Origin of the sequence: Levilinea saccharolytica, from assembly GCF_001306035.1 — a bacterium.
GTDB classification, from domain to species: domain Bacteria; phylum Chloroflexota; class Anaerolineae; order Anaerolineales; family Anaerolineaceae; genus Levilinea; species Levilinea saccharolytica.
Genome location: NZ_LGCM01000039.1, coordinates 225759 through 243190, shown reverse-complemented (window position 1 = coordinate 243190; position 17432 = coordinate 225759). Strand labels below are relative to the sequence as shown.

Genomic DNA, 17432 nt, shown 5'->3' with positions numbered 1-17432 from the left:
GGATCGTCGTGATCTGAGTATCTTTCAAATTGGATTGCGTTATATTGATCGTCAACTTCTCAACTCGCTTCCATTTCGGATTTTGCTATGTTCTTACTGTTGATTTTTCAAACTGTCAGGTGGCTAGTAATATTTTTAGGTTTGTTTGTCGCGGTTTGAGTGGGGTCATCAGGTAGTTATGCGGTACAGCTTGCTTTTTTGGCTAGTGCGGATTAAGGGTGGTGAATCAAATGCGCAAATCATCAATCGTCGTGCGGTTCTTTTACGAAGATAAGAAAAACGAATGATCTTAATCGAAAAACGTTCGATGTATTAACACTGAACTGCATATATTTGCGCTTAACCATCCAATTGTTGTAACTGAGTTTATGTGGGGATTACATGTTGGTATTGAGCGGATATAGCATTTTTTCTAATCGGAGGGTTTCAGATATCCAAGCATAATTGCAATATAGCATACTTTGTTGGCCTGGCTATACGGTAAAGATGCAGAATATCAGAAATCCGGATAATAAATAGTTAGTCCGTCCCTTGCACAACAAGAACGCAATCAATAAGGATACGCAATGAATGAAAATGACGATACGAAACTATTATATAAAATTCCTATCATTATTTATATTCTGACAGCAATTGTATTTCTTCTCATATTTTGTATTTGCATTATCCTTGTTCTATTCTTAGTTTTTGGACAGCAATTAATCTACATTCTATAGGATGGGCAACATGAAAAATAATCACGCTATATCAATTATGCTAATTGCATTCATCTTGGCTGGTTGCGGTACGCCAGCAGGAAACAATGCATATATTACGCCACAACAAATTAGCGAGCCGAAAATAGCAGATATAACGCCAACCTTTGAAATTCAAATAGAACGAGTAAATAATTGCGATGGTGCAAATCCAACTTACAACGTAAGTTATAAAACTATTGAAACGCAAAAAGCAACGTTTGAAGTAACTGTAGGTGCAGGTGGATTAGTAACTGGTACTCCTGTTCCAACAGCATTGGAAGTTCAGTTAGAGGCAAAAATAACAGCCGCCCTTGCCAAAGATTATGGCTTAACGACTGAAAAAAATCATGACTTGACATTAGATAACCCTCAAGGTACCTTTGTTGAGCATACGATTGAATGGAAAGTTACACGGGTAAAAGGGCTTATTGAAGTAATTTACGGAGATGGTATAGCGCAAGTTATATTCGACAAAATCGCAAATGTTGACTTACATAACCGCACAAGCCAATCTCTTGGTTGCAACGGTGTAGGTCAAATGCCTGCTTCGACAAACACTAGCGTCGTACCAATTGCAACTTTAGAAACAGAGCCACCTCCCACAAAAGTATCACAATCTTCTACTCAGCCATCTTCTGGCTCAGAAATGACTCCTATCAGAGAGCATTATTCGGTTCAAGTAGGCACTGGAATCTTTGAAAATGGGACGTTTTCAGATGGACTTGCCCCTTACAGTGAAAGTTGGTTATGGGATAACAAGCATTCCAAAGTACAAAGAATCCGAAGGGAAGAACAGCCAAGCGGCTGTGACGTATCGCGCTACAATACAAACCTTGTATGGATTTCAGGTTCATCGGGTATGGAATTTACAGTAAATGGCGAAGTAGTTGGAACTTATCAGGCGGCTGATGACGCACACGGTTATATCTTTGAGTATCCAATCAAAATGGGAGATAAACTTTGTGCTATGAAATTCAAACCCATAGGCTTTTCAATTTTTCTTGGAACAGACATTTATTATCATTATGATAGTTACTGCTATCGTGGCAACTGTTAAAGACAAAAAACGGGCTAACAAAGCGTGCAGCGGATGGTGGGGGCCCCGCGGCTAACAGGCTTTTTTCTACTTTCGGGCTTTTTTCTGCTCTCGGAGTTTTGTCTCGTCCCACCCATCCGCCGCTACCGCAAGCCGTTGGGCGTTTCAAGATAGAGAAGGTTCAACGTTTTACATCCGCTTCTAAAATTAATAAGAATTGCCCAAAAAAACAAACTGGAGGAAAATTTCATGGCATCAGACAATACGTTCGAATGGTTAGATTTTCCCGATGAAGGATTTATGGGGGGTGAATGGGGTTGGGGGCACACAATAGGATGTTTTTTCGCCACTTGCTTGTATGTAGTGCCGGGGATAATATTTCTGATTTGGAAACCAATTGCCAGAGCAAATTATCTTGCAAAACAAGAGGAAGTAAAAAAGAATCACGAGATTGCTTTTGAGCGAACAGGCTGCGATTATCTCTACAGTGCACTTCATTTAGGTGGTCATCCTCGCCTCCCTTATCAAAATCGTGTACTTATAGGCATAAAAGAACGCTCTATAATATTTTATTCATACTCGCTGGAAGAGTTGCATAACTTACCTCTTGAAATGGTAAATGTTGCTGTAAAGACAACCCAGACTGTTAGTGGCGGTTCATATGTAACCACATCAAATGTATACACATTGCTTTGGCGAGAGACTATAAATGGAAAAGTATTTGACACAGAGTTTAATATGACCCCCTATTCTCCAGAATCTTTCGTTGACACGATAAATAAATTATCTGTTTAATAAAAAACGAAAGCAAAAAGTGTGAGTTGTGTTTTTCAGGTAGCCAGTCTTGCAAAACATAAGATATATTCTTAGGACTCATCCCTAACACTCTGATCAGCACGGGCGTATGAGCTGCACATAGAAGTCATATGCTTTGCAGCAGGCATATTCTGGACAACATCCTTGGAACCAAGTCCCTCTCCCAGCCTCTCCCCAAGGGGAGAGGGGTGACTTTGAAAACTCGCCTTGATATACTTGGATGTGGAAATTTACAGGACCAAACCTGACATCACAGAACCTACAGCCTCATCATTTGCTTCCACCGGTTTTCTCCTCTCCCCACAGGGGAGAGGCCGGGTGAGGGGAAATTCCGGCTGAGGGGGTCTTCCATGCCTCACGCATCTCCGAAAATGATCCAACGCGCGCGCGAACTGCGCCAACGGCAAACCCCCGCCGAAGCCCGGCTGTGGCAGGCGCTGCGCAGCCGGCAGGCCAACGGGCTGAAGTTCCGCCGCCAGCACCCCATCGGCCCCTTTATCGCCGATTTTTACTGCGCCCAGGCCCGCCTGGTGATCGAAATTGACGGCGATTCCCATGCCGATCAGGTGGAATATGACCAGGCACGCACTGCCTGGCTGGAAAGCCAGGGGTACCGCGTGCTGCGCTATACCAATTCAGAAGTGCAGGAAAATATCACCGCGGTGCTTGAAAATATCGTGGAGTGCTGTCAGCACTCCCCTTATTCCCCCGCGGACGAATCCTCTGGCCGCCGCTCCTCCCGCGCCACCTCCACCAGGCCGCGGCGCACGATCAGCCCGATAGAGACCAGGAAGTAGCCGCTTAGCAGGGCCGCCTGGAACAGGTAGCCCAGGGGGCGGGCCAGGGCAAACATCAGCACGGTTTTCACCGCGCCGGTCAGGGCGGCCACCTTCAGGGGGTAATTGGGCAGGCCCAGGGCCAGCAGCAAGGGCCGGTTCCAGAAGAAGATGTTGGCCGCGCCGTACCCCACCAGCAAAATCAGCATGGCCCCGAAGGACGGCAGATACGCGCCGTCCTTGAGCCACACCAGCAGCCACGGCCCCAGCGTCACCAGGCCCAGGGCGCAGGCCGTGGTCCACAGCCCGGCGATCCAGGTGGTGCGAGAGAGCAGGCGGCGCAGGGTGGGCCAGTCGCGGCGGGCCACCGAGCGGGTGATATCTGGGAAGGTGGTGGAGATGAAGGGGGTGATGGGCATCAGGATCAGGCTCATCATCGCCAGGGCGAATTTGTAATAGCCCGCGGCGGCGTTGTTGAAGAACAACCCCACCCACAGCACTTCGCTGTCGCGGATGACCAGATTGATGGTGCCGCTCAAGTTGGTGCTGAGGGCAAAGCGCGCCACCCCGCGCCAGCCGGAAAGCGTGCGCAGCGGGGAGCGCAGCCAACCCGCGCCCAGGTGTTGGGGCGCGCGCCGCAGGGCCAGCAGGGTCAGCCCCAGGCCGTTGATGGTTTTGCCCGCCAGGTAGGCGTTCAGCACCTCCACCAGCCCGCCGCCGGTGAAATAGGCTGCGGTGATCCAGGCGGCGGTCACCAGGGACTGCAGCACGTTCACCACGGCCTGCCCGCGGTAGTGCGACCCCAACTGCAGCACGGCGGTGGCTGTCTCCGCCACCAGGTTGGCCAGCAGGGCCAGCCCGTAATAGGCAATCAGTGGGGCGGCGGCGGGGTTTTTGATGAACACCTGGGCGGCCCAGGGGGACAGTAGAATCAGAATGGCGTAGGCCGCCAGCGAGGTGACCGCCTCGCTCAGCCCGGCGGCCTTGACCACCGCCGCGGCCTGGGTGCGCTCCCCCCGTTCCAGGGCGCTGCCCGCGTAGCGGATGACCACTTCACCCATGCGGAAAGACAGCAGGCGGTTGACGCTGGTGGCAAACAGAATCAAAATGCCCAGCGCACCGTAGTCGCTGGGGCCCAACAGCACCGCCGCCAAAATGCCCTGCACCGAGGTGAGGACCATGGCGATGGTGCTGCTGCTGAACAGGTAGCCGCTGTTGCGGATGACCGCCCCTAACAGGCGGTCATCCTTCCAGGCGGATAGGGTCTTGCGAAAATTCATGCCGTGATGACTTGCGAAGTCCAGGCGCGTTCCTGCATGTACCAATCCACCAGGCTGCGCATGCCTTCCTGAAGGTTCACCTGCGGTTCCCAGCCCAACAGGCGGCGGGCCTTGCTGACGTCCGCCCAGTTGGTGAGCATGTCGGCGGGGTGCAGGGGCAGATGGGTCACATCCGCCTTGCGGCCGATCATCTCTTCCAGGGAGCGGATCATCTCGTTCATGGTGATGGTCTCGTGCCCGCCCAGGTTGATGATCTCATATCCCACCGGCTTGAGGCCCAGGATCGTGCCGCGGGCGATGTCGTCCACGTAGGTGAAGCCGCGCGACTGCTCGCCGTCGCCGTTGAGGCGCACCGGCCGGCCTTCGCTGATCCACTGCACAAAGCGGAACATAACCATGTCCGGGCGTCCGGCAGGACCGTACACGGTGAAATAGCGGAAGATGGTCACATCTATGCCGTTCAGGTAATGGTAGGCGTGGCACATGGCCTCAGCGCCTTTTTTGCTGGCGGCGTAGGGCTGCAAGGGGCGGTCGGAGCTGGCGGTTTCGGGGGTGGGGTAGGGGGCGTCCGCGCCGTAAATGGAGGAGGTGGAGGCCAGGACGAACTTCTTCACCCCGTACTGGCGGCAGCTTTCCAGCAGGTTGAGCGTGCCGGTGGTGTTGGTGGACAGGAACACCCAGGGATTTTCCACGCTGGCGCGCACCCCGGCGCGGGCGGCCAGGTTAATCACCCCGTCCAGGGGGGCGCTGTGCGCGAAGACCTGCTGCACCGCGCTCATCTCGCTGATGTCCACAGGGTGGTAATGAAAATTCGCGTGCGGGGTCAGACGCGCCAGACGGTATTCTTTCAGGCGCACATCATAAGCGTCGCACAGGTTGTCCACGCCTTCCACACTGTGCCCGTCGGCCAGCAGCATTTCCACAACGCGCGCACCGATGAAACCGGCCGCACCGGTGACCAGATAGTGGCCCATGATTATAACCTCACAACTTTGGGATGCGTGCGGCCGCGCTCGCCCAGGGCGTTGCGCGTGTCCACGATGAGTTTGGCGTTTTCCAGAATGGCGTCGTAGTCGTAGGCTTTGTGGTTGGTGATGATCACCACGCAGTCGGCCGCGCGCACCTCGGTCATCAGGTCGCTGACGGCCGTCATGGCCAGGCCTTCGTGATCGAAGTGGGGGATAAAGGGGTCGTGATATTTCACGTGCGCGCCCTTTTGCTCCAACAGGCCGATCACATCCAGCGCGGGCGATTCGCGCAGGTCGTCAATGTCGGGCTTGTAGGCCACACCCAACACCAGCACCGCGCTGCCCTTGAGGGCTTTGCTGTGCTCGTTGAGTGCGTCCTGCACCTTGGTGACGGCGAAGCGCGGCATGCCGGTGTTGATTTCGGAGGCCAGCTCGATGAAGCGCGCCGTGTATTTGAGGGATTTGAGCTTCCAAGACAGGTACAGCGGGTCAATGGGGATGCAGTGCCCGCCCAGGCCGGGGCCGGGGGTGAACTTCATGAAGCCGAAGGGCTTGGTGGCGGCGGCGTCAATCACTTCCCACACATCCACGCCCAGCCGGTCGCACATGATGGCCAGCTCGTTGACCATGGCGATGTTGATCATGCGGAAGGTGTTTTCCAGCAGCTTGGCCATCTCGGCCACTTCGGTGGAAGACACGCGCACCACGGTTTCCAGCGCCTGGCGGTACCAGGCCACCGACACATCGCAGCAGGCCTCGGTGATACCGCCCACCACCTTGGGGGTGTTGTAGGTGGTCCAATCCGTGCGGCCGGGGTCCACGCGCTCGGGCGAGAAGGCCAGGAAGAAATCTTCACCGGCTTTCAACCCACTGGCTTCCAGGCGCGAGAGCACCATTTCGCGCGTGGTGCCGGGGTAGGTGCTGGATTCCAGCACCACCACCATGCCGCGGTGCATGTAGGGGAAGAGAGCCTCGGTGGCCGAGACGATGAACGACAGGTCGGGGTCGCCGGTTTTGCGCAGGGGGGTGGGCACGCAGATGCTGACCGCCTGAGCGCGGGAGAGGGCGGCAAAATCGGTGGTGGCCTCCAGGCGGCCTTCGCGCACGTAGCGGGCGACCTGCTCGGTGGGCACATCCATCACGTAGCTTTCGCCGCGCTGGATCATATCCACTTTTTCGGCGACGGGGTCAATGCCGATCACATGGTAGCCCGCTTCGGCCATCACGGCGGCCAGGGGCAGGCCCACGTAGCCCAGGCCCAAAATGGCGACGGTGGCGGTTTTGTTTTCTAACTGTTGAACAAGCTGGGACTGCACAGAATTTGACATAGGTTCCTCGATTATGGGCGCCGCAGCGCGAGTGAATTGCCCCCAGGCGGGGATCAGAACAGGCTCAATTGGGTCTCAGCCTCGGTTCCTTTCTTCGGTGGTACAGAAGGCTTTTGCGGGCCGGGCTGCATCTGCAAATATCCCGGCAGGCGGGCAAAATCGGCTTCCAGATCGGGGCGCAGCTTGGGCTGGTGCAGGGCGGCGGCGGGGTGGTACATGGGCACGATCATGCACCCATCATCTACCCAGCGCGGCTGGCCGTGGATTTCGCTGATGCGCGCGTTGGGCAAAAAACGCGCCATCGAAAAGCGCCCCAGGGTGACGATCACCCGCGGATGGATGATTTCCAACTGCTGCTCAAGCATGGCGCTGCATGCGCTCAATTCCTCCGGCAGCGGGTCGCGGTTGCCCGGTGGGCGGCATTTGACCACGTTGGTGATGAACACCTCGGTGCGCTTCAGCCCCGCCAGGGCCAACAGCTCATCCAAGAATTTTCCGGCCTGCCCCACAAACGGCCGGCCCTGCTCGTTTTCGTGAAACCCCGGACCTTCACCGATCAGCATGACCTGCGCGTCAGCCGGGCCTTCGCCGGGCACAGACCGCTTGCGGGAGAAGTGCAGGGCACAGCGGGTGCATACGGATACCGCTTGGGCAACTTCGCGCAGGGCGACTTCGGGCTGCATGGGTGCTCCTTCCGGTCAGAATGGATTTATTTTACCCCACATGTTCTGTGAAGGGGGAAGAGGGAAATTTCTCATTTTGATCCGCATCAAATTATGATACACTTTGTGCCGCAAGTTTTGATCCTGCTGTGGAGGAATGCTTCAATGACCAAGCGCGATGTTTATCCTGTTGAAATCGCCGGGGTGCAGCGTGATTTGCGCCTGTTCCAGGTGAAACCTGGGCTGCGGATTGCTATTTTGAATATTTTGGGCGACACCGAGCTGGTGGGCGCCTGTGCAGCGGCTCTGGCTGAAAAACTCAAGCCGGTGGTGTACGATGTGATCGTCACGGCGGAATCAAAGAGCATCCCGCTGGCGCACCAGCTTTCGGTGGTCACCGGCAAGCCCTATGTGATCCTGCGCAAAGCCTACAAGCCCTACATGGGCCAGGCCCTGCAGGCACAGACCCTGTCCATCACCACCGGCGAGCCGCAGACCCTGTACCTGGACGAGAAAGACCTGATGCTGCTGCAAGGCAAAAAGGTCATCATCCTGGATGACGTCATCAGCACCGGCTCCACCCTGCAGGGCATGCGCCTGCTGATGAATAAGGCCAACGCAGAGGTCAGCGGCGAGGCGGCCATCTTCACCGAGGGCGAGCGCGCCAAATGGGCCAACATCATCTCGCTGGGTCATCTGCCGGTGTTCAGCGACTGAACCTGCGCTCCATAGAAAAAATATCAACACAAACTCCCCCAGAGCGAACCTGGGGGAGTTTTTTGATTGGTGAAATTCGCTGGGGTTAGCGCGAAACCTGAATGGATTCCAGCATGGCGTTCAGGGCGGCCAGGCTGGGGGTGAAGCTGGCGTCGTCCTGGGCCGCAAGGGCTTCTTCGGTGCTGGCCACATAGTTGGTGAAGCCCTCTGCGAAGGCGTCCCAATCGGTGATGCCCGCCGCGTCCCCGTTGACGGGCAGCGAAGGGTGGTTAACAGGCAGCACCGCCGACACCCAGAAACGCCCGTCGTTGGTCAGCCCCTGGAACATGTAAAACAGACTTTCGTTGTTGATCGGCCAGAAGGATTGGCCGTATTGGGTCAAAAAGGCCACCCCGCGCCCGTTTTGGAAGTTCAGATAGCGAACTTTGGCCTGCATCATCTGCCCGGCGTTCCACAGCGGCAGCGAAGGGATCGCTTCGGGGCTGGCGGGCTGGGTGTTCAGCACGGCGGTCAAATTGGCGACCATCTCCGGAATGTACTCGTTCATCTGCGCGTAGGCTTCGATGGGATAAATGCGCACAGCCGGGGTGTGGAACTGGCCGGAGAGGGCGTAGCCTTCCAGCGTGAACTGGATCATCTCGGGGGTCTGTTCCCAGGGGGGCAGGTCGGCCCCAGCGGCGGCCGGGAGGGTTTCGGGGCGGGCGCTGGCGGTCACGCCGTCCTCCCAGGAGAAGGACACACCCTGATAGCTGATATCCGGCACGGGGGCGGCTTCGGTGGGCGGGACGGCGGTGTCCGTTGGCGTTGCCGGGGCAGCCGGAGCGGCTGGGGCGGCGGGCGGCGCGGGCGGCTCGGTGGGGGCGGGCGGGGTGGTGCGTCCCAGGGGCAAACTGCAGGCCAGCATCAGCAGCAGCAATGCCGCCAGAGCGGAAAATCGTTTCAGGGTCCACAAGGTACGGGAAGTGTGCATCGAATCCTCCAATACAGAACGAATGGGTCAGGATTCGGGGTCGGGAGGGGGGTTATACGGTTTGGGCGGTCACACCCTGGCTGGCGCGGCACAAATACACCTCTGCGCTGCGGCCGGTGGTGCGCTGATACTGCCCGCGCAGCTCTGTGATGAAAGTCTGAGCCGCGTCTTCGGCCACCAAATTCACCGTACACCCGCCAAACCCAGCTCCGGTGAGGCGTGCGCCCCAGCAGCCCGGCAGCGTGCGGGCAATTTCAACCAGCGTATCCAATTCGGGGCAGCTCACTTCGTAATCATCGCGCAGTGAGGCGTGCCCGGCGAACATCAACTGACCAAAGGGGGCCGCCTGGGCGCTCTTAAGCAGTTCCAGAGCGGTCTGCACCCGTTCGCATTCGGTGATCACGTGGCGGGCGCGGCGGGCAGTGAGCGCGGGCAGGTGGGCCGAGAGGGCCGCGAACTGCTCTGAGCTGACGTCGCGCAGGGCGCGGATGTGGGGGAGATGATCTTGCAGACGGCGCACTGCGTCTTCACAGGCGGCGCGGCGTTCATTGTAAGCCGAGGTGGCCAGCGTGCGGCGCACACCGGAATCGGCCACGATAATCACGCTGCCCGCGGGCAGGGGCACGGCTTCCCAGGCCAGGGTGCGCGTATCCAGGCACACGGCGTGATCCGCCACCCCGTTGGCGCTGGCAAATTGATCCATCAGGCCGCAGTTGACGCCCACATAGCCAATTTCACCCGCCTGAGCCGCCTGGGCCAGGGTCATATTGTCCATCTCCCAGCCGCCCGCCAGCCGCCACAGGGCGGCAAAGGCCACCTCCACCGCGGCGGATGAGCTGAGACCCGCGCCGATGGGCACATTGGATTGAAACACGGCTTCCACGCCGCTCAGGGGCAGCCCGCGTTGGGCCAAAGCCCAGGCCACCCCGGCCGGGTACAGTGCCCAGGAGGGCAGCGGTTCGCCCTGCGGGCTGCGTTTGCTGTCCAGCGCGTCCAGATCAAACTCGGCCGATTGGCCTAAATCCAGCGCATGCAGCCGCACGCGGCGGTCGGGGCGAGGGGCCGCCAACAGGTGCACCGCGCGGTCAATGGCCGCCGGAAGCACCCACCCGTCGTTGTAATCCACATGCTCCCCCAAAAGGTTCACCCGCCCAGGTGCGGTGACTTGATAACGCGCCTGGGGGATGTGGGAGGCCAGCGTATTGAAAATGGAAGGCTGCATACTTCACTCCACGGATGGTGTAAACGATTGGGCCAGCGCCTTTTTTTGCGCATGGCTCAGCTTTTTAATGGCCCGCTCGCGGCGCATGGCTTCCGAACGGTCGCTTTGTTCTTCCACATACACCAGGCGCACCGGGCCGTGCATGCGCGTATAACGAGCGCCGCGGCCCAGGTTGTGCTGACGCGCGCGGCGCTGCGGGTCGGTCGTCCAACCGGCGTAGTAACTGCCGTCTGCACACTCGACAAGATAACAGTAAAACGGCATTGCGGCGGTTAAGATTGGCCGGGACCGCGTTTTTTGTCGCGCGGGCGCAAACCGAACAATCCGCCCAACATTTGCGTGCTGGAAGGCAGTGGTTCTGCCGAGGTGCTGACCCAATTGCTCTTCAGGCGCTGTTCCCACCAGGTCAGGCGGCTTTCCTGGGCGTGCTTCAGCCAGCTGTGCACCTTTTCTTCATCCTGACTCTGGATGGCGTCGCGCAGGTGCACCAGGGCGGTGATGAGGTTGTTCAGCACGCGCACGAGGTTGTCGCTGTTTTCCAGGGCCGATTTACCCAGATTCTTGCTTTCTTCCTGCTCTTCGGCAAAGTGAGTCACGCCCGCGTAGCTGATTCCGGCGATTTTTCGCCCTTCGGGCCAGCCGGGTTCATCCACGGTGGCGTTGATCAGGGCGGCGGCGGTGAGGCGGGGGAGGAGGAAATGCGCCGCCAGCAGGCCGTCCAGCTCGTGCGCATCGGAGAAGACCGGTTTGGAGCCCACCAGGGTGGCCAGATCCGCGGCCAATTTGACCGCGTCAGGGTCGGTGGCTGGGGGGGCGGCCAGGTAGATCAGACTGTTGGTGAAGAGGTCCTCGTGTGCCGCGTTTACCCCGCGAGTGGAGTCCATCAAGTAAGCAGGGTTGACGGTGGGACAGAAGGAGACGAAATGGCGCCCTTCGGGAAGCAGTTCCTGCGCCCATTGGGCGGCGCTGCGGCTCATCGGCGAGCAGTCCAAAACCACGGCCCCGTCCTTGAGGTCTGAGGCGATGATTGCCAGGGTCTCGCGCACCTGATCCGGCGGCAGGGCCAGCACTACCAGATCGGCCTTTTCCACGGCGGTGTGCAGGTTAATCTGCACCTGATCCACCGCGCCCAGCTTTTCGGCTTTGCGGGCCGTTTCCAACACCAGGTCGTTGCCCACACGCGTGACCTGATCGGTATGGGCCTTGAGGGCCAGACCCAGAGATGCGCCAATTTGGCCCAGGCCTAAGATGGTCAATTGAATTTTGCTCATCAGAATACTCCTAGTAAGGACAAAAGGTTGTAGAGAACCGGGGTGATGAGCATGCTGTAAATGTCCACACCCACGTACGGCAGGCCGATGAACAGCACCAGGATCATCATGGGGCCGTAGGGGCGAATGCGCTCCAGAGCACGCGCCCATGACGGCGGGAAGAAGTAATCGGCAATCTTATCCCCATCCAGCGGGGCCAGGGGGATCAGGTTGAAGAGCATCAGGGTCAGGTTAATGTAGATAAAATCCAGGAGGAAGCCGTAGGCGGTGAAGGTCGCCAGGCCGCTGTACGCGCTGGGCTCCACCCACCCGGCGCGCAGGGGGATGACAGCCAGGAGGGCCATGAGAAAATTGGACATCGGCCCGGCCAGCGACACCCACATGAGCGCCGCCGGAGACTTGCGCCCCAGGGCGTAGGGGTTCACCGGCACGGGTTTGGCCCAGCCAAAGCCCGCGAAGAGGATCATCAGGCTGCCCACCACGTCCAGATGCCGCAAAGGGTTAAGGGTCAGCCGCCCATATTGGCGCGGGGTGGTATCGCCAAAGCGGTCCGCCGTCCAGGCGTGGGCGAATTCATGCACCGGCAGCGAGATCAACAGGATGATCAGGCGCACGATTAATGTTTCTGGGGAAAGACCAAGCATGTTAAAACCTCTATTGGGTAAGACCGCCAAGAACGGTGTGCGAGCTGGCTAAAGCACGCCTTTGCCCCGCGTTCCGCCGATGTTCATGATTATAACATGGGTGGTATAATCACGAAGTGCTGCCCGAACTCCGCCAGGACGATCACGTGCTTTTACGGAAACCGCACCCGTGCGGCGGCTTTGAGTGGCGCGTGGTGCGGTTGGGAGCTGATATTGGCCTGGAATGCTGCCAATGCGGCCGAAAAGTTCTGCTGCCGCGCCGAGAACTGGCCCGCCGTCTGAAATCCATTCTGCCGCGAGAGGATGCGCCTGGTGGACCCGATTCGTAAAACTCCCCGAATCATCTTTTTATTCTCAGATACCGGAGGCGGTCACCGCAGCGCTTCGGAAGCCATCATCGAAGCCCTGAACCTGGAGTTCCCTGGGCAGGTGCGCGCCGATATGATTGACTTGTTCCGCGCCTATGCGCCCAAGCCGTTAGACCTGGCGCCGGATATTTACCCGCCGCTGTCGCGCGTGCCGGATGTGTGGGGGTTGGGGTATCGGGTCAGCGACGGCAAGCAGCGCACGCGCATGTTAAATGACGCCCTGTGGCCTTACGTGCGCCTGTCCATCAGCCGCCTGGTGCGCGAGAACCCTGCTGATCTGCTGGTTTCGGTGCATCCCCTGTTCAACGGCCCGCTGGGGCGGCGGCTGGCCAACAGTAAAACCCCCTTTTACACCGTGGTCACGGATATGGTCTCCACCCACGCCGCCTGGTTTGACCGCCACGCTGAAAAAATTGTGGTAGCCACCGAGGCCGCCCGCCAACGCGGGCTGAAGCTGGGCATTGAACCCAACAAGCTGGCGGTGGTGGGCCTGCCGGTGGCAGACCGTTTCTGCCGCCCGGTGGGGGAACGCGCGGCTTTGCGCGCGGGGTTAGGCTGGCCGCAGGACGGCCCGGCCGTGCTGCTGGTGGGCGGGGGTGAGGGTATGGGGCCGCTGCGCGCCGTGGCCGAGGCGATCAACGCCGCGCATTTGCCCGCCACTCTGGTGATCATCGCCGGGCGCAACCGCAAGCTGAAAGAGCAGTTGGAGCGCACCGAATGGAATATGCCCGTGCGCGTGTATGGGTTTGTGCGTGAAATGCCCGATTTTATGCGCGCGGCGGATATTTTGGTGACCAAAGCCGGCCCCGGCACGATTTGTGAGGCCTTTATCGCTGAGCTGCCCATTATCCTCTACAGCCGCATGCCTGGGCAGGAGGACGGCAACGTGTCTTTTGTGGTGGATGAGGGGGCGGGGGTGTGGGCGCCGGAACCCGATTCGGTGGTGAACGCGCTGCGGCGCTGGCTGGAGCATCCCCAAGAACGCCTGGATGCCGCCGCCACCTGCCGCCGGTTGGCGCGTCCCCAGGCCGCCCGCCAGATTGCCCGCTTGTTGGCGCAGCGCGTGGGACTGACCTCAGGAGATGAACATGCCCATTCTTGAACCCAACAGTCTGGAATTCACCAGCCGCAGCCCCGAACAGACCCGCCGCCTGGGCATTCGCCTGGGATCGCTGCTGCAAGTGGGGGATGTAGTCTGCCTGTCGGGGGATCTGGGCGCGGGCAAGACCACCCTGGTGCAGGGCATCGCCCAGGGCTGGGGTTCTTTGAACGCGGTTTCCAGCCCCACCTTTGTGCTGGTGAATGTGTATCACCGCCCGACCGGGGAGCACATTTATCACCTGGATGCGTACCGGCTGCAAAGCGCGCTGGAAGCCGAAGATTTAGATCTGGAGATCATGCAGGAGCAGGGCGCGCTGATTGTGGAATGGCCGGAGCGGATCGATTCCGCCCTGCCGCGCGAGCGCCTGCGGGTGGAAATGCAGTATGTGGCCGATGAGCAGCGTTCCATGCTTTTTCGGCCGGAGGGTGAACATTACGTGCGGCTGGTGTCCGAATTTCGCCGCCGCGCTTTTGGAGGTTAAATTATGCTGATGGCAGTGGATACTTCCACCCAGATGATGGGGTTGGCGTTATATGACGGCGACCGCGTCTTGGGCGAAATGGTCTGGCAGACGCGCAACCACCACACGGTGGAACTGGCCCCGGCGGTGGACAGCCTGCTGAAGCGCTGCGGCCTCGCCAGCGACGCGTTGAGCGCGTTGGGCGTGGCTTTGGGGCCGGGCTCTTTCACCAGCCTGCGCATCGGCCTGGCGTTGGTGAAGGGTATGGCCCTGGGGCTGCATTTGCCCGTGGTGGGCGTCCCCACCCTGGACGTGCTGGCCGCGGCTCAACCCCTGGCGCGCTCACCCCTGGTGTGCGTGCTGCAGGCCGGGCGCAGCCGCATGGCGGTGGGCTGGTATACCCCTGGCGGTGCGCGCTGGGAGGCGCAGGGCGAAGCCCACGGCGCCACCCTGGCCGAGCTGGAAGCCGAGCTGGATGAGCAGACGGTGACGGTATGCGGCGAGCTGACCGCCGAAACTCGCCAGGCGCTGCGCCGTCACAAGCAGGTGACATTGGCCTCCCCTGCCCAGGGTCTGCGCCGCCCCTCGTACCTGGCCGAGCTGGCCTGGAACCGCTGGCAGAGCGGCCAGACGGACGAGGTGGTGGGGCTTTCCCCCATTTACCTGCATGTGGCGGGCGTGGGGCTGAGCTAGGTGGAGCGCGGCCTGTGAACGTGACCCTTCGCCGGATGCGCGCCGAGGATTTGCAGGCGGTGGTGGCCATTGATCAGGCTTCCTTCAGCCTGCCCTGGCCGGCGCGTTCATTTCAATTTGAGCTGAACGAGAACCCCAACAGCCGCCTGTGGGTGGCCGAAGTGACCGATGCGGCGGGCCAGCCCGCCATCGCCGGGCTGCTGGTGCTGTGGAAAATTCTGGATGAGGGCCACATCGCCACCGTGGCTGTGTCGGAGGCCTACCGGCGGCTGGGGGTGGGACGCAAGCTGCTGGCTGCTGCCTTGCTTTCGGCGGCTCAAGAGGGGGTGACGCGTTCGTTTTTGGAGGTGCGCGCCAGCAACACCGCCGCCCAGACCCTGTACCAGCGCTTTGGTTACATCGTAGAAGGGGTGCGCCGCCGCTACTATAAGGATAACCAGGAAGACGCCCTGCAAATGTCACTCTACCGCCTGGATCCCGCCGCTTTGCAGCGCCTGCTGGAAGAGTGACCTCAGTTTTCAATGCGCTTTACCCTGCCGCCCCACACGGGCGGTTTTTGTTTCGATGACAATTATGGTAAGATTCATCCCACACACCCGCGCGGCGGGCATGAGGATGGAGGAGGAAGGCGGCATGAAACGCTGGATTGGGTGGCTTCTGCTGGTTGTATGGTTGATCGTTCCCCAAAGCGCCGTTCACAGCGCGGCCCAGGCGGAGCTGGAAATGGACCGCGTGCTGATCGATCTTTGGCCCGAATACGACCGCCCCAGCCTGTTGGTCATCTACCGCATGACCCTCTCCCCCGAAGCCAGCCTGCCCGCGCGCGTATCCCTGCGCATCCCCCGTGAGGCGGGCGAACCCTTCAATGTTGCCAGCCAGGATATGGACGGCGTGCTCTACACCCTGGATTTTGAAACCCGCCCAGACGGCGAGTGGACCTGGGTGAGCTTTACCACCGCTTCGCAGGAAGTACAGCTGGAATATTACGACCCGCGCCTGACGCGCGGCGAGGTGGAACACGCTTTCACCTTTGAATGGCCGGCTGATTACACCGTGCGCACCCTCACAGTGCAGATTCAGCAGCCGGTGAACGCCACTGAGATGCGCCTTCAGCCAGAGATGGGCAGCGGCCGCCAGGGACAGGACGGGCTGACCTATTACACTTCTGTGGTGGGCAAGGTGCAGGCGGGCAATCCTTTTCGCGTGTCTTCGCAATACAACAAAACGGACAAGCAATTGAGCGCCAATTTGCAGCTGGTCATGCCTGTGGCGCCCATTAACCAGAACACCGAGGGCAAAACCGGCCTGACGCAGGCCTTACCCTGGGTGTTGGCGGCGGCCGGTGGGGTGCTCATTGTCGGCGGGCTGGCCTGGTATTGGGTGGCGGGGCGCACCTCCGCGGCGCGCCAGGGGCGGCGGCTGCGCCATGCGCGGCGTGAGGCTGCCCCTGGAGAAGAACCGGTATACTGCCACCAATGCGGCAAGCAGGCCAAACCCGGCGACGCCTTCTGCCGCACCTGCGGTTCGCGGCTGCGCATGGAGGGCTAGGGCGATGCGCGCGGTGATTCAACGGGCCCGCTGGGGGCAGGTGAGCGTGGATGGGCAGGTGGTGGGCAAGATTGGCCCTGGCCTGGTGATTTTGCTGGGGGTCGGCCCCCAGGACACCCAGGAGACCGCCCGGCAGATGGCGCGAAAAATCGCCATGCTGCGCATTTTTGAAGACGACCAGGGCAAGATTAACCGCTCCCTGCTGGATACGGGCGGTGAGGCGCTGGTGGTTTCGCAGTTCACCCTGTACGCTGACACGCGCAAAGGCAACCGGCCGTCCTTCACCGGCGCGGCGCTGCCCGATCAGGCCCGCCCGCTGGTGGATTTTTTTGCGGATTTGCTGCGCGAGATGGGCGTGCGCGCGCCCACAGGGGTGTTTGGGGCGCACATGCAGGTGGAGCTGGCCAACGACGGGCCGGTGACCATCTGGTTGGAGATGTAGCAGGGGCGTAGAGAGAACAGAAAATCGTTAATCCCTGAAAGAAGTTGGCCCTATGACGACTTTACCCAACCACGGCACCCTCGAGCCGCCCGACGAACTGGACGGGGCGGAGGTGCTTTTGTGGGCGTTTGATCCCCAAAAGCCGTTTTTTATCATGGAATACAGCGGCGGAACGCCCTATAAACCCATTCATGGGTTTGCAATTTGCCGCTACCCAGGGGAAAACCAGTTCTACAAATTTTCCTGCGATATCGAATGGCAGGTTGAGAATGATTGGGTGTGCGGCAGCCTGGAGGAAGCCCTTCAGGCTGCTATTGATCTGTCCACGGAGCCGGTGGTTTGGAATCAGAAGAAAAGCTGATCCTCTTGCTGACAAAACAACAACAGCGGCT

At 59.4% G+C, this 17432-nt stretch carries 21 protein-coding genes; 12 read left to right on the top strand and 9 right to left on the bottom strand.

Annotated elements, in window-relative coordinates; genetic code table 11:
• Positions 1–726: 726 nt before the first annotated feature.
• The 3 genes from ADN01_RS19305 to ADN01_RS11945 all read left to right on the top strand — a co-directional run bounded on the left by ADN01_RS19305 (position 727) and on the right by ADN01_RS11945 (position 3386).
• Positions 727–1794 (top strand): hypothetical protein, encoded by a 1068-nt coding sequence (locus ADN01_RS19305; RefSeq protein ID WP_147238939.1) that lies wholly within the window; start codon positions 727–729, stop codon positions 1792–1794.
• Positions 1795–2022: 228 nt separating this feature from the next.
• The gene (locus ADN01_RS19300) at positions 2023–2568 is read left to right on the top strand and encodes a hypothetical protein (RefSeq protein ID WP_147238938.1); all 546 of its coding nucleotides are present in this window, start codon (positions 2023–2025) and stop codon (positions 2566–2568) included.
• A gap of 371 nt (positions 2569–2939) precedes the next feature.
• On the top strand, positions 2940–3386 hold the full coding sequence (locus tag ADN01_RS11945; protein WP_082142988.1) for an endonuclease domain-containing protein: 447 nt from the start codon (positions 2940–2942) through the stop codon (positions 3384–3386).
• On the opposite strand, the gene ADN01_RS11940 is transcribed toward ADN01_RS11945, so the two are convergent.
• From ADN01_RS11940 to ADN01_RS11925, 4 genes are read right to left on the bottom strand one after another with little or no spacing between them, the layout of a single operon-like run.
• A complete protein-coding gene (locus ADN01_RS11940) occupies positions 3290–4645 on the bottom strand; it encodes a lipopolysaccharide biosynthesis protein (protein ID WP_062419886.1) in 1356 nt (451 codons plus the stop codon). The two genes, ADN01_RS11945 and ADN01_RS11940, sit on opposite strands and share 97 nt — an antisense overlap.
• Positions 4642–5619 carry an NAD-dependent epimerase/dehydratase family protein gene (locus tag ADN01_RS11935; protein WP_062419885.1) on the bottom strand — a complete coding sequence of 326 codons (978 nt, stop codon included), beginning with the start codon at positions 5617–5619 and terminating at the stop codon, positions 4642–4644. Before ADN01_RS11935 ends, ADN01_RS11940 begins: the two co-directional genes overlap by 4 nt.
• A 2-nt stretch (positions 5620–5621) precedes the next feature.
• Positions 5622–6941: a nucleotide sugar dehydrogenase gene (locus ADN01_RS11930; RefSeq protein ID WP_062419884.1), complete on the bottom strand. Its 1320-nt coding sequence runs from the start codon at positions 6939–6941 to the stop codon at positions 5622–5624.
• Positions 6942–6994: 53 nt separating this feature from the next.
• The gene (locus ADN01_RS11925) at positions 6995–7624 is read right to left on the bottom strand and encodes a uracil-DNA glycosylase (RefSeq protein ID WP_062419883.1); all 630 of its coding nucleotides are present in this window, start codon (positions 7622–7624) and stop codon (positions 6995–6997) included.
• A gap of 144 nt (positions 7625–7768) precedes the next feature.
• Here ADN01_RS11925 and ADN01_RS11920 point away from each other — a divergent pair, with 144 nt between their 5' ends.
• Positions 7769–8320 (top strand): phosphoribosyltransferase family protein, encoded by a 552-nt coding sequence (locus tag ADN01_RS11920; RefSeq protein WP_062419882.1) that lies wholly within the window; start codon positions 7769–7771, stop codon positions 8318–8320.
• 85 nt (positions 8321–8405) lie between these two features.
• Here ADN01_RS11920 and ADN01_RS19295 read toward each other — a convergent pair whose 3' ends face one another.
• The 5 genes from ADN01_RS19295 to ADN01_RS11895 are packed head-to-tail and all read right to left on the bottom strand — an operon-like array spanning position 8406 to position 12427.
• Positions 8406–9290, bottom strand: a complete 885-nt coding sequence (locus ADN01_RS19295) for a hypothetical protein (protein WP_075071158.1) — start codon at positions 9288–9290, stop codon at positions 8406–8408.
• Positions 9291–9342: 52 nt separating this feature from the next.
• A complete protein-coding gene (galK, locus tag ADN01_RS11910) occupies positions 9343–10512 on the bottom strand; it encodes a galactokinase (RefSeq protein ID WP_062419880.1) in 1170 nt (389 codons plus the stop codon).
• A 3-nt stretch (positions 10513–10515) separates the two neighbouring features.
• Positions 10516–10776 (bottom strand): GIY-YIG nuclease family protein, encoded by a 261-nt coding sequence (locus tag ADN01_RS11905; protein WP_062419879.1) that lies wholly within the window; start codon positions 10774–10776, stop codon positions 10516–10518.
• An 8-nt stretch (positions 10777–10784) separates the two neighbouring features.
• Positions 10785–11783 (bottom strand): prephenate dehydrogenase, encoded by a 999-nt coding sequence (locus tag ADN01_RS11900; protein WP_062419878.1) that lies wholly within the window; start codon positions 11781–11783, stop codon positions 10785–10787.
• Positions 11783–12427 (bottom strand): site-2 protease family protein, encoded by a 645-nt coding sequence (locus ADN01_RS11895; RefSeq protein ID WP_062419877.1) that lies wholly within the window; start codon positions 12425–12427, stop codon positions 11783–11785. The genes ADN01_RS11900 and ADN01_RS11895 overlap by 1 nt, the downstream gene beginning before the upstream one ends.
• Positions 12428–12543: 116 nt before the next feature.
• Here ADN01_RS11895 and ADN01_RS11890 point away from each other — a divergent pair, with 116 nt between their 5' ends.
• The 8 genes from ADN01_RS11890 (at position 12544) to ADN01_RS11855 (ending at position 17401) form a co-directional block, all read left to right on the top strand.
• Positions 12544–12756 carry a DUF951 domain-containing protein gene (locus ADN01_RS11890; protein WP_201778676.1) on the top strand — a complete coding sequence of 71 codons (213 nt, stop codon included), beginning with the start codon at positions 12544–12546 and terminating at the stop codon, positions 12754–12756.
• Positions 12731–13897 carry an MGDG synthase family glycosyltransferase gene (locus tag ADN01_RS11885; protein ID WP_082142987.1) on the top strand — a complete coding sequence of 389 codons (1167 nt, stop codon included), beginning with the start codon at positions 12731–12733 and terminating at the stop codon, positions 13895–13897. Before ADN01_RS11890 ends, ADN01_RS11885 begins: the two co-directional genes overlap by 26 nt.
• Entirely contained in the window at positions 13884–14378 is a 495-nt protein-coding gene (gene tsaE, locus ADN01_RS11880) for a tRNA (adenosine(37)-N6)-threonylcarbamoyltransferase complex ATPase subunit type 1 TsaE (protein ID WP_062419876.1), read from the top strand. Before ADN01_RS11885 ends, tsaE begins: the two co-directional genes overlap by 14 nt.
• Positions 14379–14381: 3 nt before the next feature.
• The gene (gene tsaB, locus ADN01_RS11875) at positions 14382–15050 is read left to right on the top strand and encodes a tRNA (adenosine(37)-N6)-threonylcarbamoyltransferase complex dimerization subunit type 1 TsaB (protein WP_062419875.1); all 669 of its coding nucleotides are present in this window, start codon (positions 14382–14384) and stop codon (positions 15048–15050) included.
• Positions 15051–15064: 14 nt separating this feature from the next.
• On the top strand, positions 15065–15559 hold the full coding sequence (gene rimI / locus ADN01_RS11870) for a ribosomal protein S18-alanine N-acetyltransferase (protein ID WP_147238937.1): 495 nt from the start codon (positions 15065–15067) through the stop codon (positions 15557–15559).
• A 124-nt stretch (positions 15560–15683) separates the two neighbouring features.
• The gene (locus ADN01_RS11865; protein WP_062419873.1) at positions 15684–16598 is read left to right on the top strand and encodes a zinc ribbon domain-containing protein; all 915 of its coding nucleotides are present in this window, start codon (positions 15684–15686) and stop codon (positions 16596–16598) included.
• Positions 16599–16602: 4 nt separating this feature from the next.
• On the top strand, positions 16603–17040 hold the full coding sequence (gene dtd / locus ADN01_RS11860) for a D-aminoacyl-tRNA deacylase (protein WP_062419872.1): 438 nt from the start codon (positions 16603–16605) through the stop codon (positions 17038–17040).
• Between the two features lie 52 nt (positions 17041–17092).
• Positions 17093–17401 (top strand): hypothetical protein, encoded by a 309-nt coding sequence (locus ADN01_RS11855; RefSeq protein WP_062419871.1) that lies wholly within the window; start codon positions 17093–17095, stop codon positions 17399–17401.
• Positions 17402–17432: the final 31 nt, after the last annotated feature.

Coding starts and splice junctions, on each gene's coding strand:
- ADN01_RS11930 (WP_062419884.1), bottom strand. CDS start 6,941: ATGTCAAATTCTGTGCAGTCCCAGCTTGTTCAACAGTTAGAAAACAAA.
- ADN01_RS11935 (WP_062419885.1), bottom strand. CDS start 5,619: ATGGGCCACTATCTGGTCACCGGTGCGGCCGGTTTCATCGGTGCGCGC.
- ADN01_RS11865 (WP_062419873.1), top strand. CDS start 15,684: ATGAAACGCTGGATTGGGTGGCTTCTGCTGGTTGTATGGTTGATCGTT.
- ADN01_RS19300 (WP_147238938.1), top strand. CDS start 2,023: ATGGCATCAGACAATACGTTCGAATGGTTAGATTTTCCCGATGAAGGA.
- ADN01_RS11945 (WP_082142988.1), top strand. CDS start 2,940: ATGCCTCACGCATCTCCGAAAATGATCCAACGCGCGCGCGAACTGCGC.
- tsaB (WP_062419875.1), top strand. CDS start 14,382: ATGCTGATGGCAGTGGATACTTCCACCCAGATGATGGGGTTGGCGTTA.
- galK (WP_062419880.1), bottom strand. CDS start 10,512: ATGCAGCCTTCCATTTTCAATACGCTGGCCTCCCACATCCCCCAGGCG.
- ADN01_RS11920 (WP_062419882.1), top strand. CDS start 7,769: ATGACCAAGCGCGATGTTTATCCTGTTGAAATCGCCGGGGTGCAGCGT.
- ADN01_RS11925 (WP_062419883.1), bottom strand. CDS start 7,624: ATGCAGCCCGAAGTCGCCCTGCGCGAAGTTGCCCAAGCGGTATCCGTA.
- ADN01_RS19305 (WP_147238939.1), top strand. CDS start 727: ATGAAAAATAATCACGCTATATCAATTATGCTAATTGCATTCATCTTG.
- ADN01_RS11855 (WP_062419871.1), top strand. CDS start 17,093: ATGACGACTTTACCCAACCACGGCACCCTCGAGCCGCCCGACGAACTG.
- ADN01_RS11905 (WP_062419879.1), bottom strand. CDS start 10,776: ATGCCGTTTTACTGTTATCTTGTCGAGTGTGCAGACGGCAGTTACTAC.
- ADN01_RS11885 (WP_082142987.1), top strand. CDS start 12,731: ATGCGCCTGGTGGACCCGATTCGTAAAACTCCCCGAATCATCTTTTTA.
- ADN01_RS11900 (WP_062419878.1), bottom strand. CDS start 11,783: ATGAGCAAAATTCAATTGACCATCTTAGGCCTGGGCCAAATTGGCGCA.
- ADN01_RS19295 (WP_075071158.1), bottom strand. CDS start 9,290: ATGCACACTTCCCGTACCTTGTGGACCCTGAAACGATTTTCCGCTCTG.
- ADN01_RS11940 (WP_062419886.1), bottom strand. CDS start 4,645: ATGAATTTTCGCAAGACCCTATCCGCCTGGAAGGATGACCGCCTGTTA.
- dtd (WP_062419872.1), top strand. CDS start 16,603: ATGCGCGCGGTGATTCAACGGGCCCGCTGGGGGCAGGTGAGCGTGGAT.
- ADN01_RS11895 (WP_062419877.1), bottom strand. CDS start 12,427: ATGCTTGGTCTTTCCCCAGAAACATTAATCGTGCGCCTGATCATCCTG.
- tsaE (WP_062419876.1), top strand. CDS start 13,884: ATGCCCATTCTTGAACCCAACAGTCTGGAATTCACCAGCCGCAGCCCC.